A 12,576-nucleotide genomic window follows, 5' to 3' on the forward strand; every position below is an offset into this window, starting at 1 on the left:
GGCGACCGCGGCGGAACTCATCGCCCGGCGCCGGGTCCGTGGTGGGCGGCCCCTCGCCCGCGGCCGGCTCAGACGAGAGCGGCGACCAGGAAGGCGAAAGCGGCGACGAGGACGACGACGCGGACGTAGTGGAAACGGTCCCAGGCGTTCATCTGCTGCTTCCAGTCGTCGGGCAGGCCGTCGGCGGTCCACGTCTTGACCCGGTTGTTGATCGGGACGAGCAGCGCGATCGACATCACCACGCTGACGATCAGGAACGCGGCGGCCGTGACGACGAGGCCCGCACCACGGCCGCTCCAGTCGGCGACGGCCCAGACGGCGCCGAGGACGAGCGAGCCGATGTACCAGAACGGCATCACGGCACCGAGCATCCGGGCTCCGTGGACACGGCCGCGCAACCCGTTGTCGCCCGGGAGCGCGGCGAGGATCGGATTGACGACGAAGGCGACGGAGAACTCCACCCCCACCAGCACGCCGACGACCACGGTGGTGACTACCTCAAGTGCGGCGAGCATGATGTCCCCTTTTTCTAGCGCTGCTAGCTGATGGTGCAACGCTAGTCCTACTGCCGCTCTCTTGTCTAGCAGTGCTAGGGTCCAGTTATGTCGGTCCATGAACGCAAGGAGCGCGAGCGGGCCTCGCGCGAGCGCCTCATCATCGCGACGGCCCGGGAACTCGCCGAGGAACAGGGCTGGGACGCGGTCACCACGCGCCGCCTCGCCGAGCGCATCGAGTACAGCCAGCCCGTGCTGTACAGCCACTTCCGCGGCAAGCGGGAGATCATCGGCGCGGTCGCTCTGGAGGGCGCCACCGAGATGGCCGCCGCGTTGCGCGCCGCGGCGTCGGCCGCCGGCGAGCGGTCCGCCCGGGTCACCGCCCTCGCCCGCGGCTACCTGGCCTTCGCCGCGCGCAACCCGGCGGTCTACGACGCCATGTTCCAGCTCGACGGTGGACTGGCGTTCGCGGAGGAGGCCACCCCCGAGCCGCTGAAGGACGCGTTCGCCGCCCTCGTGGAGACCCTCGGCGAAGTCGCCGGGGAGGGCGTCCAGGCGGGACTGTTCACCGAGGTGTTCTGGGCGGCGCTCCATGGGCTGGCCACACTGACGCGCGCGGGACGGCTGCCCGCGCCGGACGCCGAGCGGAGGGTGGAACTGCTGGTGTCCCGGCTCGCGGCGCTCTGACCCGTTGCCCGCCGCACGGGTTCCGAGTCACTCGGGCCCGTGTGGGGTGGCTCATCCGACCGCCGCCCGGTCCGCTCGGCGGATCGCACATCGCCGCCGGTCCATGGCCCCGCTCGATCACCAGGCCCGCGTCCGCCCCGGCTCGGCGGCGGACCGGCTCCCGGGGGCGCGGTGTGCCGCGCCCCCCGGACTTCTTTCCTACGTGCGCCTGCGCGGCCCCCTCCTCACGCGGCCTGGATCAGCTCGGCGCGGCCGAACAAGAGCGCGTACCCACTGGGGAGTTGGCGCAGGATGCGGGTGAGCAGGTCGGGTCCGGCCAGGTGCGCGACGGTGGCGAGGACGGCCCCGGTGTCCCAGCGGGTCGTCGCTGGGGTGGCTCCGGCGCGGCCGGCGAGATCCTTGACGAAGCCCCAGCCGGTGAGGGGTTCCACGGCGGGGATCTGCGCGGTCAGCACGGCCGCCGCCTCGCGGGGCAGACGGGCGGCGAGGTCGACGCGCTCCTCACCCGTCAGCTGACGACCCAGCCCCGCCAGCACCAGGCGCGTGACTTCTTCGGCCCGGTCCCGGGTGGGGTAGGCGCCCTCGTAGCGGACTCTCTCCAGCATCTGCTCGAACGTCATGGCGGACGAGTGCTGACGACGCGGTGCGCGCAGGGCGGACATCACTGCGGTGGTTGCCTTTCTTGAATTCGAGGGGACGGCCGGCCGTGGCAAGGCCGCCGCTGAACGGGCTTGCTCGTGCGGGGGTCACGCGGGAGAGCGAGGACGTCCTGGAGGTCGCCTCTCCAAGTGCGGGGCGTCTTGGGCCCGACGGGCCGCGCACGCAGGACGGGCGCCCGATGGCGCCCGTCCCGCGCAGGACGTCCGGGTTCGCGAGGTGGGGGCGGTCAGCCGGAGATCTGCTTGCGGGACGCGCCTTCGCCCACGGCGACCTTGCGCGGCTTGGCGCGCTCGGCGATCGGGACGCGCACGGTCAGCACGCCCGCGTCGTAGTCGGCCATGATGCGCTCGGTGTCCAGTGTGTCGGCCAGCACCACCTGACGGGAGAAGACGCCCAGCGGCCGCTCGGAGAGCTCCATCTGCACGTCGTCGGCCTTCTGCGCGGGGCGGCGCTCCGCCTTGACCGTCAGCATGTTCCGCTCGACGTCGATGTCGATCGCCTCCGCGCTGACGCCGGGGAGGTCGAAGGCCATCACGTACTCGTCGCCCTCGCGGTAGGCGTCCATCGCCATCAGGGACGGCCGGGACCAGGTGCCGGAGCCGGAGCCGGTCAGCTGCTGGGCGAGACGGTCGAGTTCGCGGAAGGGGTCGGTGCGCATCAACATCGCGAAAACACCTCCAGAAGGTTCGGGCAGTACCTGCCAATGCGCTGCACTGAGACTGTTGTAGCATGTCATCCATTGGATGACAAACACGATGTCGTCCGATGGACGACAGGAGAAGGAGGGTCCGTGACCTCTGCCGACCGACCCGAGCGTTCCGCCCCCCAGAGCCCCGCTTGCTTCCTGACCGCCGCGGCCGCCCTGGAGGCCATCGAAGGCGAACTGCGTACGGCTCGTAAGGGGACTCCGGACCACCGCGCCCCTTCCGCCACCGGCCCCGAACAGGCCCTGGCCTCCCTCCTGCTGCTGCGGCAGATCAGGGAGGAGCTGTCCGGCTGGGAGACCGGGCTCATCGAGAGCGCCCGCGACGCGGGGGCCAGCTGGGCCGAGCTCGCCCACCCGCTCGGCGTCGCCAGCCGGCAGGCCGCCGAGCGCCGCTATCTGCGCAACCGGCCCGGCCCCTCCGGCTCCACCGCCGAGGAGCGCGTGCGGGCCACGCGGGGTCGTCGCGCCGCCGACCGGTCCACGGCGGCCTGGGCCCGCCGCCACGCCGCCGAGCTGCGCCGTCTCGCCGTGCAGATCACCGCCCTCACCGATCTGCCGCCCGCCGCTCACCGGCCCGTCAGCCAGCTCGACGCCGCGCTGGCCCACGACGACCCCGCCACGCTTGTGCCACCGCTCAACGCCGCGCGCCCCCATCTGGCGGCCGGACACCCCGACCTGGCCGCCCGGCTCGACACGCTGACCGAGTCGACACCGTGACGCTTCCGCACCGGCCGGGTCGGGAGGCGCTGAAGCTGGAGCGGACGTGATCCCGCACTTCCGGTCGCTGGGCCCGGGCGGAAGCGGGAGATCAGCCGGTGACGTGCGGCTCCGGGTCCGTTACCAGACGGGCGTGCAGCTCGACGTCGTAGCGGACACCGTCGTAGGCGAGCTTCAGCCGTTGCTGTCCCTCGACCGGGAAACCGGCGGCACGGGCGACCCGGCAGGAGGCGAGGTTGTCGACCCGGTGGCCGAGTTCGAGCCGGAAGAGTTCCGCGTCGGTGAAGGCCCAGCGCGCCAGGGCGCGGCAGGCGCGGGAAGCGACGCCCTGGCCGCGGGCGGCCGCCGTGGTCCAGTAGGACACCCAGCCCGCGCCATGACGCCGGTCGACCGGACCGACGGCCATCTGACCGAGGACGCGGTCGCCACCGTCGACGACGGCGAATGAGTAGGCGGAATCCGCGGTCCAACGGTCACGGCGCACGGTGATCCACCGCTCGGCGGCCCCGGCACAGTCGACCGGCTCATTGGTCTGCTCACGCATGAGCGGATCCGCGAACGCGGCCAGCACCACCGGGGCGTCCGCCGCCGTCCATCGCCGCAGCACCAGGCCGGAGGGGTCCTCTACTCGATCACGCACGACGCGAGTCTCCCGCAGTCGGCCCCACTTGTCAGGCGGTCACCGCTCCCGTCCGCGGGCCACTCCCCACGCGGCGCCATCGTGCACATCGGTGGCAACTCCCGTGCCGTATCGGCGAGATGACGTCGCGGGCCCGTGCCGACATGCCTGCAGGGGCCGCGCGCCACGTACAGCACCGCGGAGCGGCAGCACGTCTCGGCCGCTACGAATTACCGGCCGCTGTCCGCCCGGCCATGGGCCGGCGTCACTTCAGATGCCGGGTGAAGAACCGGGCCGCGGCCTCCCCCGCGAACGGCGGGACGCCGGTGTGTCCGCCGAGATGGGCGTGGAGCGACTTCTCCTTGGAGCCGAAGGCGTCGAAGAGGTCCAGGGAGGCCGCCCGGTCGTTCCCCTCGTCGTCCCATTGCAGCAGGACGTGCAGCGGAATGGTGACCTGCCGCGCCTCCTCGACGATGGCGCGCGGCACGAGGCTCCCGGCGAACAGAACGGCGGCGCGGAGGCGCGGCTCGACCACCGCGAGCCGGATGGCGACGGAGATCACGCCCCCCGAGAAGCCGACGGGGCCGCCGATCCCGGGCAGCGACAGGAGCGCGTCCAGGGCGGTCTGCCATTCCGGGACGGCCCTGTCGACCAGCGGAAGGGTGAGGGCGTCGACGATCTCGTCGCCGACGGCTTCACCGGCCCGCATCGCGCGGCGCAGCTCCGTCCGCCCCTGCTCGAGAACGGGAAGGCGGGGCCGGTCGCCGCTTCCGGGGAGTTCGATCGTCGCCGAGGCGAACCCGTCGGCCGCGGCGTGCCGGGCGCGGGCCGCCAGCCGGGGGTGCATGGCGCCGAGCCCGAGGGGCGGGTGGCCGAGCAGGACCAGCGGCGTCGGCCCGGGCGGCGACGCGGGGGTCCAGAGAATGCCCGGAATGTCACCGAGGGTGAATGTGCGTTCGAGCACGCCGTCGTCGAGGCGTCGCTCGGAGGTGAAGTGCATGGTCATGCCTTCCAGGAGGGCAACGAACGGCGCTCCCGGACGATCTGCCTACCGCCCGACCGTGACCCCGGAGGGGAGCACCCATGTCGATACTGTGTTCACGGGTACCACCTCCTCGATCTCTCGCACGGCCACCAGGAAGGTAACAGAGTCCGCTTCCTGCCACCCAACGGGTTTCTGCGCCGGCGCTGTCGGGGCGCGGCGGCACGGAGTCGGCCGGCCACCCCGCACCCTCACCCCGCCGTCCGGATATACCCGAGCGTCAGCTGTGTCAGTTCCGCCAGGAAGCGATCCCTCGGGATGGGTGGGCGGTCCAGGAGGTAACGGACCGTGAGGTGTTCGACCGTGCGGACCAGCATCCATGCCGCCTCCGGCAGGGGGACGTCCGTGCGCAGTTCCGCGCGGCGGGTGGTGAGGTACGCGAGGACCAGTTCACCGACGCGGTCCTCGAAGACGCGCAGGGCTCGGCCGTCGTCCAGGCGCGGGCCGTGGACGACGGCGGCCCGCAGGAACGGTGGCTCCACGTCCAGGCCGTCGAGCAGCGTGGCCAGGGTGGCGCGGACCAGGACCGGCGCGGGCTGCTCGAACTGCCCCGTCATCCGGGCGGTGACCCCGGCCACCAACCGGTCGCTGTAGCGCTCCAGGACGGCGGAGACGATCGCGTCCTTGTGCGGGAAGTACTGGTACAGCGAGCCGGGGCTGAGTCCGGCCGCGGTCGCCATGCGGCTGGTGGACGCGCCTTCGTATCCGTGCTCGGTGAGGACCTGTTCGCCTGCTTCGAGGATGCGCTCCACCGTCGCTCGCGACCGTTCCTGACGCGGAGTTCTGCGCGCCGCAACGCGAGTACGGGAGGCGCCCCGGGCGGGCGGGCCCGGCGGTGACGTGGGCATCAGAAGGCGAGTTGAACGCGAATATGAGAGGCCGTCAGCATCGACTCATGGTCGCATACGAGTCCGCGCCGCGAGAGTCCTCTGCCGAGCCGCATCGGACCACGACGGCCTCGCCCACGTACCCTCGACGTTTCCGCGAGACCGAGCGGACCAACCGGCGTCTGGGCCGGCCGCTGCGGCTGCTGTGCGCCGGCCGCGGGCCCGTCGACGAACAGCTCCTCGCCACCATCGGCGAACGGCTGACCGCCCGCGACGAGATCGCCGCCGCGCTGGCACGCGCCCTGCGCCGCACCGAGACCGCGGACCCGGACAAGGTGACGATGCGGCAGTTCCGCCGCGCGCTCGCCGACGGCATCGAGGCGGTGCCCGACCCGCCACGAGCGCTGCGCGACTTCTTCGCCGCGGTCGACCCGGTGCCGGACTGGGTGGACTTCGACCTGATCGCGGAGGGTGGACGGGTGGCGCGCAGGTTCGGTCGCAACGCCGCCGACGTGATGCTGCCGCTCGCGCTGATCGGCTCCTACCGCTTCGACGGTCCTCCGCGGCTGCTCGTCGAGACGGGTGGGCTGCTCGGGGACTCCGCGCTGCGCCGGATCGCCGAGACCCAGAAGTGGGCGGCGGCGGTCACCGCCCCGGACGCCTTGCGCCGCACGGGCGAGGGCTTCCGGCTGACGGTGCACGTCCGTCTCATGCACGCGCTCGTCAATGACCGGTTCGAGCACAACGGCCGCTGGGACACCGGGCGATGGGGCCTGCCGGTCAATCAGGCCGACCTCGCCTCCACCCTGGGCCTGTTCAACGCCGTTCAGCTGCTCGGAGTCCGCCTCCTCGGCGTACGTGTCAGCCGGGCGGAGTCACGTGCTCTCATGCACCTGTGGAAGTACGTGGGCCATCTGATGGGTGTGGACTCGGACTGGCTCAGCGATCGCGAAGCGCGGCAACACCGCCTGAACTACCATCTGCTGCTCACCCAGAGCTACGGCGGACCGGCCGGCCCGTCCCTCGCCGGGGCCCTCGTGGAAGCCCAACGCCAGTTACATTTCCGGCACTTCGCGCGTGTGCGCCGCGCCTACGCCCGGGCCCGGCTGCTCAGTATGCTGCGCTACTTCCTCGGCCGCCGGGGCCTGCGTGACCTGGGGCTCCCGCCCGCGTCGCCCTGGGCCGTCCCGCCCGTCATCGCCGCCAACCTCCTGCGCTACCAGATACTGGGCCGCACCGAGGCAGGCCGCGCACACCTGGAGCGCCGCGGGGACCGGTTCGTGGAACGCCATCTGCGGCGCCACTTCCGCGACCGGACCCCGGGCGTCGCGGCGATCGAGGTGTGAGGGAAGGGCACGGGCACGGCGGCGCACACGTTGTTCAGGGTTGCGGCGTCTGCTGGTGGTGCGGGTCCGTGTCATGGCCGCCCTTCTGGCTCTCCGGGCACACCCAGCGCTGATGCACCGCGCCCGTGGTGGCCTCAAGAGTGCGCTCCTCCATCAGCTCCACCATCTCCTTTCCGCAAGTGGGACAGAGTGGCGGGACGTCACAGAAGTCGGGGTTCACGGTGCCTCCCGGGCGGTCGCGCGGCTGCGTGGCGGTGCGCGAGGTGTGACCCCGGCGCCCCTCCAGGGTGTGCCGCGCTCCGCGTTCACGCACCTGGAAGCGCTCAGGACGGGCGGACGTCCGCGTACGTGTCCGGGGGGCGGGGCTCAGGACTCCGGCGGGTCGTGCGGGCGGCGGCCACTGGTGATGGTGACGCAGCTCGCCATGGCGCCCATGACAGCGCCGACGAGCAGCCCGGAGGCGCCGCCCATGAGGAATCCGGCCGTCCCGCCGAGCAGCACACCCACCAGGGCATGCACGATCCAGCGGTGTATGAACGCCCAGGAGTCGGTGCGGTCGGTCATGCGGCAGGCCCCCAGGAGTTCGCACCGTGCTGGCCTGCACCATACCTACCGTCCGTGGGGGTGGTCTGCGCGGCCACGCGACGGAACGATCAATACGATCAATTCAGTAAGAATGATTGAGCGTTGCGGTCGATGCGGTTACAACGGTGCGCGTGCCGACGGACACCCCGAGCCCGCCGGTACGACGACCCGTCTCCCCCATCGACGACGAGGTGACCCGTGTACCGCACCCCACTGCGTGCCGCACTCTGCACAGCCGCCGCCACCGCCTGCGCCACGGTTCTGGCGGCCTCCCCCGCGCAGGCGTCCGTGATCTGGAACGCGGACGCCGCCCAGGGCGTCGGCGTCTTCGTGACCACCCTGTGCGACAGCCCGGGCTCCGTCACCACCGGGGACTGGAACGACGGACACGGCGCCTTCTTCAAGTTCAACAAGCCCGTCGGGACCCCGCGCTGCGAAGCACACAGCGTCCGTACCTCGACAGGCGAGTACGCCTTCAAGGACGACAGCACGTACTGGTTCGGCTGGGACTCGATGACGAAGACCGGTGACGCGCAGACCGTCTTCCAGTGGAAGTCCAACGGCACCAACGAGCAGAACAGCCAGAACTACCCCGCGCTGATGAAGGTCGAGGACGACCAGCTCAAGGTCTGGTACGTGGCGCCGGGTGAGACCTGGACCGCCATCGGGGCCACGCCCTGGACGGCGGGGGAATGGCACTCCGTACAGCTCGGGATCACCACCGACGCGGGCGGCGCGGGAACGCTGTCCGTGTACAAGGACGGCACCGAGTTCGCCTCCCGGACCGGCGCGCGGACCTGGGACGACCTGGGCAACAAGCCGCGCTGGGGAACCTACTTCGGCACGGACACGAGCACCGCCTCCATCAACTGGGTGGCCGGCCTGTCCATGGGAAGCACTCGTTCCGACGTCGACTGACGACGAGGACGACGTCCAACGTGGCCGCCCGCTCCCGGCGCCAGGCGCCCAGCGGTCGGCGGCGCGGTCCGGCGGCGCGTGCCGGACCTGCCCGCTACGACACCCGGACGGTTCCTCTCCGCCTGGGGGACGGCCTCGCCCGCGGACGAACCCGGGCGAAAGGGCGTCACTCCAGTTCGAGGGAGTTGTCCAGGACCTTCGCGTTCTTGATGGTGTCGAGGGGCCGGGCGCCGGCGAGTGCCTGGAGGGCGGAGGCGCGGGGGTGCTTGGCGTGGCCGTCATGCCCGCCGGATTCCGTGCCGTCCATGCTGTCGGCACGGCCCGTGAGGCCGTCTCGGGCGCCGTCGCGCCCGAGGGCGGAGGCGGGGGCGGCCGCCGCGACGGCGGCGACTGCGGCGAGGGCCGCGGCGCTCAGCGCCCGGCTGAGGATCTTGGTCATGCTCGGACAACGAGACACGCCACCGGGAGGCACGGAGACCGCGTCCGGCACCCTGCCGCAGGCGGCCGAGGCCCCGCGGTGTGAGGGTTCAGGAAGCGGCGCGGTGCACACTGACGGCGTAGCCGCCGCCGTCGTACGGGGCCGCGTCCCAGGTGGCGAAGCGGTCGACGGGTACGAGACCGGCCGCGGCGCAGCAGGCGTCGTACTCCGGCAGGGTGATGGTCGGCGGGACCGGCAGGTGGGCGGCGTCCAGACCGAAGCCCGCGACGAGCACGCCGCCCGGGCGCAGAGCCGCGGCCAGGCGCTTGACCACGGCGCCCTCGGTACCGGGCGTGAGCAGGGGCAGGACGTTGCCCGCGGCCACGACGAGATCGAAGTCCGGCGCGATGCCGAGCGCGGCCGGGTCGAACTCGGCGAGATCCACCTGGAACCACGGCAGGTGCGGCGCATGCGCCCGCGCCACCTCCAGCATCGAGGCGTCCAGGTCGATCCCCACGCAGTCGTACCCGAGCTCCGCCAGCCGGATCATGACCCGGCCGGTGCCGCAGCCCGCGTCCAGGACCCGGGCCCCGGCGGGCGCCAGGGCGCTGCACAGCGCCGCCTCGCCGTGCACGTCCTTCCCGCTCCTGCGCAGCGCCTCGAAGCGCGCCGCGTACTGGGCTCCGGACGTGCCACCGGTCAGTTCCTGCCAACGACTCATGAGCGCGACTATAGGCGGCGGCCCGGCGCCGAACCCGGATCGGGGCCTGCCGCCCCCGGCGGCGTGGGCCGGCCGGCTCGCCCGGGGTCACCCGGCCGCCGGACGTCCGCCCGGCACCGCGCCGCACCGCGTCGACCGGGGCCGGGCAAGCCCTGCCGGTGGCCTGACGCGGCGACACCTGTGCGTCCGGCCGTCCTACGGCACCACGTGCCCGGCCGTACGGAAGAGGCGGTACCACTCCTCCCGGGTGAGCGGGAGGTCCGAGCCCGCGGCGGACTCGGCGACCCGGCCGCGGTTCGTGGTGCCGAGCACGACCTGCATGTTCGCCGGGTGGCGGGTGATCCACGCGACGGCGATGCCGGTCGGCGTCACCTCGTACTTCTCGGCCAACTCGTCCAGCGCGTCGTTCAGTTCCGGGTAGTTCTCGCGGTCACCGAGGAAGACCCCGTCGAAGAAGCCCTTCTGGAACGGCGACCAGGCCTGCAGCGTGATGCCGTTCAGGCGTGCGTGGTCCAGGAGGCCGTTGTCCCGGTCGACGGACTGGTCGAGCCCGCCCATGTTCGCGGCGATCCCCGAGGCGATCATCGGGCAGTGGGTGATGCTCAGCTGGACCTGGTTGGCGACCAGCGGCCTGGTGACCGCGGTCCTGAGCAACTCGATCTGTCCCGGCGTGTGGTTGGAGACGCCGAAGTTCACGACCTTGCCGGCCGCGTGCAGTTCGTCGAAGGCCGCGGCGACCTCCTCCGGCTCGACGAGGGTGTCGGGGCGGTGCAGCAGCAGGACGTCGAGGTAGTCGGTGCGCAGAGCGGCGAGGGACTCGTCGACCGTGCGCACGATGTGCTCTTTGGAGAAGTCGAAGAAGCCGGGCCGGATGCCGACCTTGCTCTGGATCACGATCGACTCGCGCTCGGCGGCGGTGAGCCGCACGGCCTGGCCGAAGCGCTCCTCGCACGCATGGCGCGAGGGGCCGTAGATGTCGGCGTGGTCGAAGGTGTTGATCCCGGCGTCGCGGGCGCTCTGATACAGCGCGCGGATCTCCTCGTCGTCGAGTCCGGCGATGCGCATGAGGCCCAGGACGACGTTCGAGGCCCGCAGTTCGGTCTGAGGGAAAGAGATCGTTTTCACGCTGCCATCCTCGCGAACGCGCCGACGTCACGCCAGTGGCCGACGTGGCCTCAGGGACCGCTGTCCGCTCGCCGCGTCCGTCCCCGCGCCCGGCACCTGCGCGTGCTGCATACTGGAGTCAGTTCTGAGGCTTGGAGGACTCCATGATCGTTCTCGGACTCATCCTGCTCATCATCGGCCTGATCGCCGGCATCTCCATCCTGTGGACCATCGGCGTCGTGCTCGTCGTCATCGGTGCGGCTCTGTGGGTGCTCGGTGCTGTCGGTCACGCGGTGGGCGGACGTAAACACTATTGGTGAGCGCACGGTGCGCGATGTGGTCGGCCGGTCGCCCGATGCGATCGCGCCCGGCCGCTCCTCGTCAGTGCGGGTCGCCTCACCGCTGCGGGTGAGGACCGCCTGACACGGTGACGGGGCTGCGCAGCTCTGTCCGGCTTGGTGATCACTACGGTGGTGTCACGGCACGCGGCGCAAGAGCCGCCGGCCGGCCAGTCGTACAGAACGGAGCCCCTGTGAAGTCGGTCCGGTTCAGCCGGTTCGGAGACCCCGAGGTCCTGGAGATCGTGGAGCTGCCCGATCCGGACGCCGGCCCAGGCCAGGTGCGGATCGTGGTCCGTGCGGCCGGTGTCAACGCCGGCGACTGGAAGAAGCGGGCCGGCCTGATGGACGAGGGACTGCCGCAGACGCTCGGGTACGAGGCGGCAGGCGTGGTGGACGAGGTCGGCGAGGGCGTCACGGACGTCGTCGTAGGCGATCGCGTGACCGGCTTGTCCGCGCGAGGAGGAGCCCAGGCCGAGCTGGCGGTGCTCTCCCACTGGACGACGCTGCCCGCCTTTGTCGGCTTCGCCGAGGCCGCCGCGCTGCCGACCGCACTGGAGACGGCCGCCCGCGGGCTCGACCGCCTCGGCGTGAGCACCGGCAGTCTGCTTCTGGTCAACGGAGCGTCAGGAAGCGTCGGCAGTACGGCTGTTCAGCTCGCGGTGGCGCGCGGCGCGCGGGTCATCGGCACCGCGAGCGCGGCGAACCACGCGTACCTGCGGACACTTGGCGCCGAGCCCGTCGCCTACGGGGCGGATCTCGTGCGGGACGTCCGCGCGCTGGCGCCCGGCGGTGTCGACCGGGCACTGGACGTCGCCGGCCGCGGCGCACTGCCCGCCCTCATCGACCTCGCCGGCGGCCCCGAGCACGTCGTCACCCTCGCCGACTTCCCGGGTGCCCAGGAACATCGGGTGACGTTCAGCCGCGGGGACGACGGCCGGGCCCTGTACGCGCTCGCCGAACTCGGCGCCTTGATCGGGACCGGACACCTCACACTGCCCCGGGTGCACGCCTTCCCGCTCGCCGAGGTCGCTCAGGCCCACCGCGCCGGCGAGACGGGGCGCGCGACCGGGAAGATCGTCCTGGTCAACGACTGACGCAGAGCTGAAAGGGACCCGGGCCACCCGGCGCGCGTTGTCGCGCTGCGGGCCGAAGGCGCCCTGGTCGAGGCCTTCCGCCGGGAGGCCGGGCGCGGCGGTGCCCGCGCCCGAGCTGCTCGCCCGTCAGCTCACCCTGGTCCTCGACTGCGCCGGCGCGCGGGCCGGTGCCGGGGCGGAGTCGCTGCCCGGTCTGACCACGACGACCGCGACGGCCCTGCTCGACGCGGCGGGTATGAAGTAGCGGACAGCGGCGCACCGGCGTCGGGGCCGGCCGCGGTGTGCGGTCTCCCGGGC

The 12,576-nt window shown here is 72.2% G+C and carries 18 protein-coding genes; 7 read left to right on the forward strand and 11 right to left on the reverse strand.

Features of this window, described 5'->3' with window-relative positions:
• Positions 1 to 68: 68 nt before the first annotated feature.
• Positions 69 to 515, reverse strand: a complete 447-nt coding sequence (locus ABZY33_RS26885) for a DUF1772 domain-containing protein (RefSeq protein ID WP_356494258.1) — start codon at positions 513 to 515, stop codon at positions 69 to 71.
• 87 nt (positions 516 to 602) lie between these two features.
• Here ABZY33_RS26885 and ABZY33_RS26890 point away from each other — a divergent pair, with 87 nt between their 5' ends.
• Positions 603 to 1,181, forward strand: a complete 579-nt coding sequence (locus ABZY33_RS26890) for a TetR/AcrR family transcriptional regulator (protein WP_356494259.1) — start codon at positions 603 to 605, stop codon at positions 1,179 to 1,181.
• 224 nt (positions 1,182 to 1,405) lie between these two features.
• Here ABZY33_RS26890 and ABZY33_RS26895 read toward each other — a convergent pair whose 3' ends face one another.
• Positions 1,406 to 1,801 carry a DUF2267 domain-containing protein gene (locus tag ABZY33_RS26895; protein WP_356494260.1) on the reverse strand — a complete coding sequence of 132 codons (396 nt, stop codon included), beginning with the start codon at positions 1,799 to 1,801 and terminating at the stop codon, positions 1,406 to 1,408.
• Positions 1,802 to 2,067: 266 nt separating this feature from the next.
• Entirely contained in the window at positions 2,068 to 2,505 is a 438-nt protein-coding gene (locus ABZY33_RS26900; protein WP_356494261.1) for an Hsp20/alpha crystallin family protein, read from the reverse strand.
• Between the two features lie 126 nt (positions 2,506 to 2,631).
• Between ABZY33_RS26900 and ABZY33_RS26905 the strand changes: the two genes are divergently transcribed.
• Positions 2,632 to 3,264 carry a type III effector protein gene (locus tag ABZY33_RS26905; RefSeq protein ID WP_356494262.1) on the forward strand — a complete coding sequence of 211 codons (633 nt, stop codon included), beginning with the start codon at positions 2,632 to 2,634 and terminating at the stop codon, positions 3,262 to 3,264.
• A 91-nt stretch (positions 3,265 to 3,355) separates the two neighbouring features.
• Here the strand turns inward: ABZY33_RS26905 and ABZY33_RS26910 are convergent, their stop codons facing one another.
• From ABZY33_RS26910 to ABZY33_RS26920, 3 genes are all read right to left on the reverse strand, one after another.
• Positions 3,356 to 3,904, reverse strand: coding sequence for a GNAT family N-acetyltransferase (locus ABZY33_RS26910; RefSeq protein WP_356494263.1), 549 nt, complete (start codon positions 3,902 to 3,904; stop codon positions 3,356 to 3,358).
• A gap of 244 nt (positions 3,905 to 4,148) precedes the next feature.
• Positions 4,149 to 4,883, reverse strand: coding sequence for an alpha/beta hydrolase (locus ABZY33_RS26915; RefSeq protein WP_356494303.1), 735 nt, complete (start codon positions 4,881 to 4,883; stop codon positions 4,149 to 4,151).
• 233 nt (positions 4,884 to 5,116) lie between these two features.
• Positions 5,117 to 5,677, reverse strand: coding sequence for a TetR/AcrR family transcriptional regulator (locus ABZY33_RS26920; protein ID WP_356494264.1), 561 nt, complete (start codon positions 5,675 to 5,677; stop codon positions 5,117 to 5,119).
• 143 nt (positions 5,678 to 5,820) lie between these two features.
• Between ABZY33_RS26920 and ABZY33_RS26925 the strand changes: the two genes are divergently transcribed.
• Positions 5,821 to 7,098 (forward strand): oxygenase MpaB family protein, encoded by a 1,278-nt coding sequence (locus ABZY33_RS26925; RefSeq protein ID WP_356494265.1) that lies wholly within the window; start codon positions 5,821 to 5,823, stop codon positions 7,096 to 7,098.
• Positions 7,099 to 7,132: 34 nt separating this feature from the next.
• Here ABZY33_RS26925 and ABZY33_RS26930 read toward each other — a convergent pair whose 3' ends face one another.
• Positions 7,133 to 7,264: a hypothetical protein gene (locus tag ABZY33_RS26930; RefSeq protein ID WP_356494266.1), complete on the reverse strand. Its 132-nt coding sequence runs from the start codon at positions 7,262 to 7,264 to the stop codon at positions 7,133 to 7,135.
• Between the two features lie 200 nt (positions 7,265 to 7,464).
• Positions 7,465 to 7,662 (reverse strand): hypothetical protein, encoded by a 198-nt coding sequence (locus ABZY33_RS26935; protein ID WP_356494267.1) that lies wholly within the window; start codon positions 7,660 to 7,662, stop codon positions 7,465 to 7,467.
• A 219-nt stretch (positions 7,663 to 7,881) separates the two neighbouring features.
• Here ABZY33_RS26935 and ABZY33_RS26940 point away from each other — a divergent pair, with 219 nt between their 5' ends.
• The gene (locus ABZY33_RS26940) at positions 7,882 to 8,601 is read left to right on the forward strand and encodes a heparin lyase I family protein (protein WP_356494268.1); all 720 of its coding nucleotides are present in this window, start codon (positions 7,882 to 7,884) and stop codon (positions 8,599 to 8,601) included.
• A gap of 166 nt (positions 8,602 to 8,767) precedes the next feature.
• Here the strand turns inward: ABZY33_RS26940 and ABZY33_RS26945 are convergent, their stop codons facing one another.
• From ABZY33_RS26945 to ABZY33_RS26955, 3 genes are all read right to left on the reverse strand, one after another.
• Positions 8,768 to 9,040 (reverse strand): hypothetical protein, encoded by a 273-nt coding sequence (locus tag ABZY33_RS26945; RefSeq protein WP_356494269.1) that lies wholly within the window; start codon positions 9,038 to 9,040, stop codon positions 8,768 to 8,770.
• An 88-nt stretch (positions 9,041 to 9,128) separates the two neighbouring features.
• Positions 9,129 to 9,740, reverse strand: a complete 612-nt coding sequence (locus ABZY33_RS26950) for a class I SAM-dependent methyltransferase (RefSeq protein WP_356494270.1) — start codon at positions 9,738 to 9,740, stop codon at positions 9,129 to 9,131.
• 195 nt (positions 9,741 to 9,935) lie between these two features.
• The gene (locus tag ABZY33_RS26955; RefSeq protein WP_356494271.1) at positions 9,936 to 10,865 is read right to left on the reverse strand and encodes an aldo/keto reductase; all 930 of its coding nucleotides are present in this window, start codon (positions 10,863 to 10,865) and stop codon (positions 9,936 to 9,938) included.
• Between the two features lie 143 nt (positions 10,866 to 11,008).
• On the opposite strand from ABZY33_RS26955, the gene ABZY33_RS26960 reads away from it, so the two are divergent.
• The 3 genes from ABZY33_RS26960 to ABZY33_RS26970 all read left to right on the forward strand — a co-directional run bounded on the left by ABZY33_RS26960 (position 11,009) and on the right by ABZY33_RS26970 (position 12,523).
• On the forward strand, positions 11,009 to 11,164 hold the full coding sequence (locus ABZY33_RS26960) for a DUF6131 family protein (protein ID WP_324774309.1): 156 nt from the start codon (positions 11,009 to 11,011) through the stop codon (positions 11,162 to 11,164).
• A 212-nt stretch (positions 11,165 to 11,376) separates the two neighbouring features.
• Positions 11,377 to 12,279 (forward strand): NADP-dependent oxidoreductase, encoded by a 903-nt coding sequence (locus ABZY33_RS26965; RefSeq protein WP_356494272.1) that lies wholly within the window; start codon positions 11,377 to 11,379, stop codon positions 12,277 to 12,279.
• 100 nt (positions 12,280 to 12,379) lie between these two features.
• On the forward strand, positions 12,380 to 12,523 hold the full coding sequence (locus tag ABZY33_RS26970; RefSeq protein WP_356494273.1) for a hypothetical protein: 144 nt from the start codon (positions 12,380 to 12,382) through the stop codon (positions 12,521 to 12,523).
• The last annotated feature ends 53 nt before the right edge of the window (positions 12,524 to 12,576 follow it).

It is taken from the genome of Streptomyces sp. NPDC006552, assembly GCF_040611655.1.
Lineage (GTDB): Bacteria > Actinomycetota > Actinomycetes > Streptomycetales > Streptomycetaceae > Streptomyces.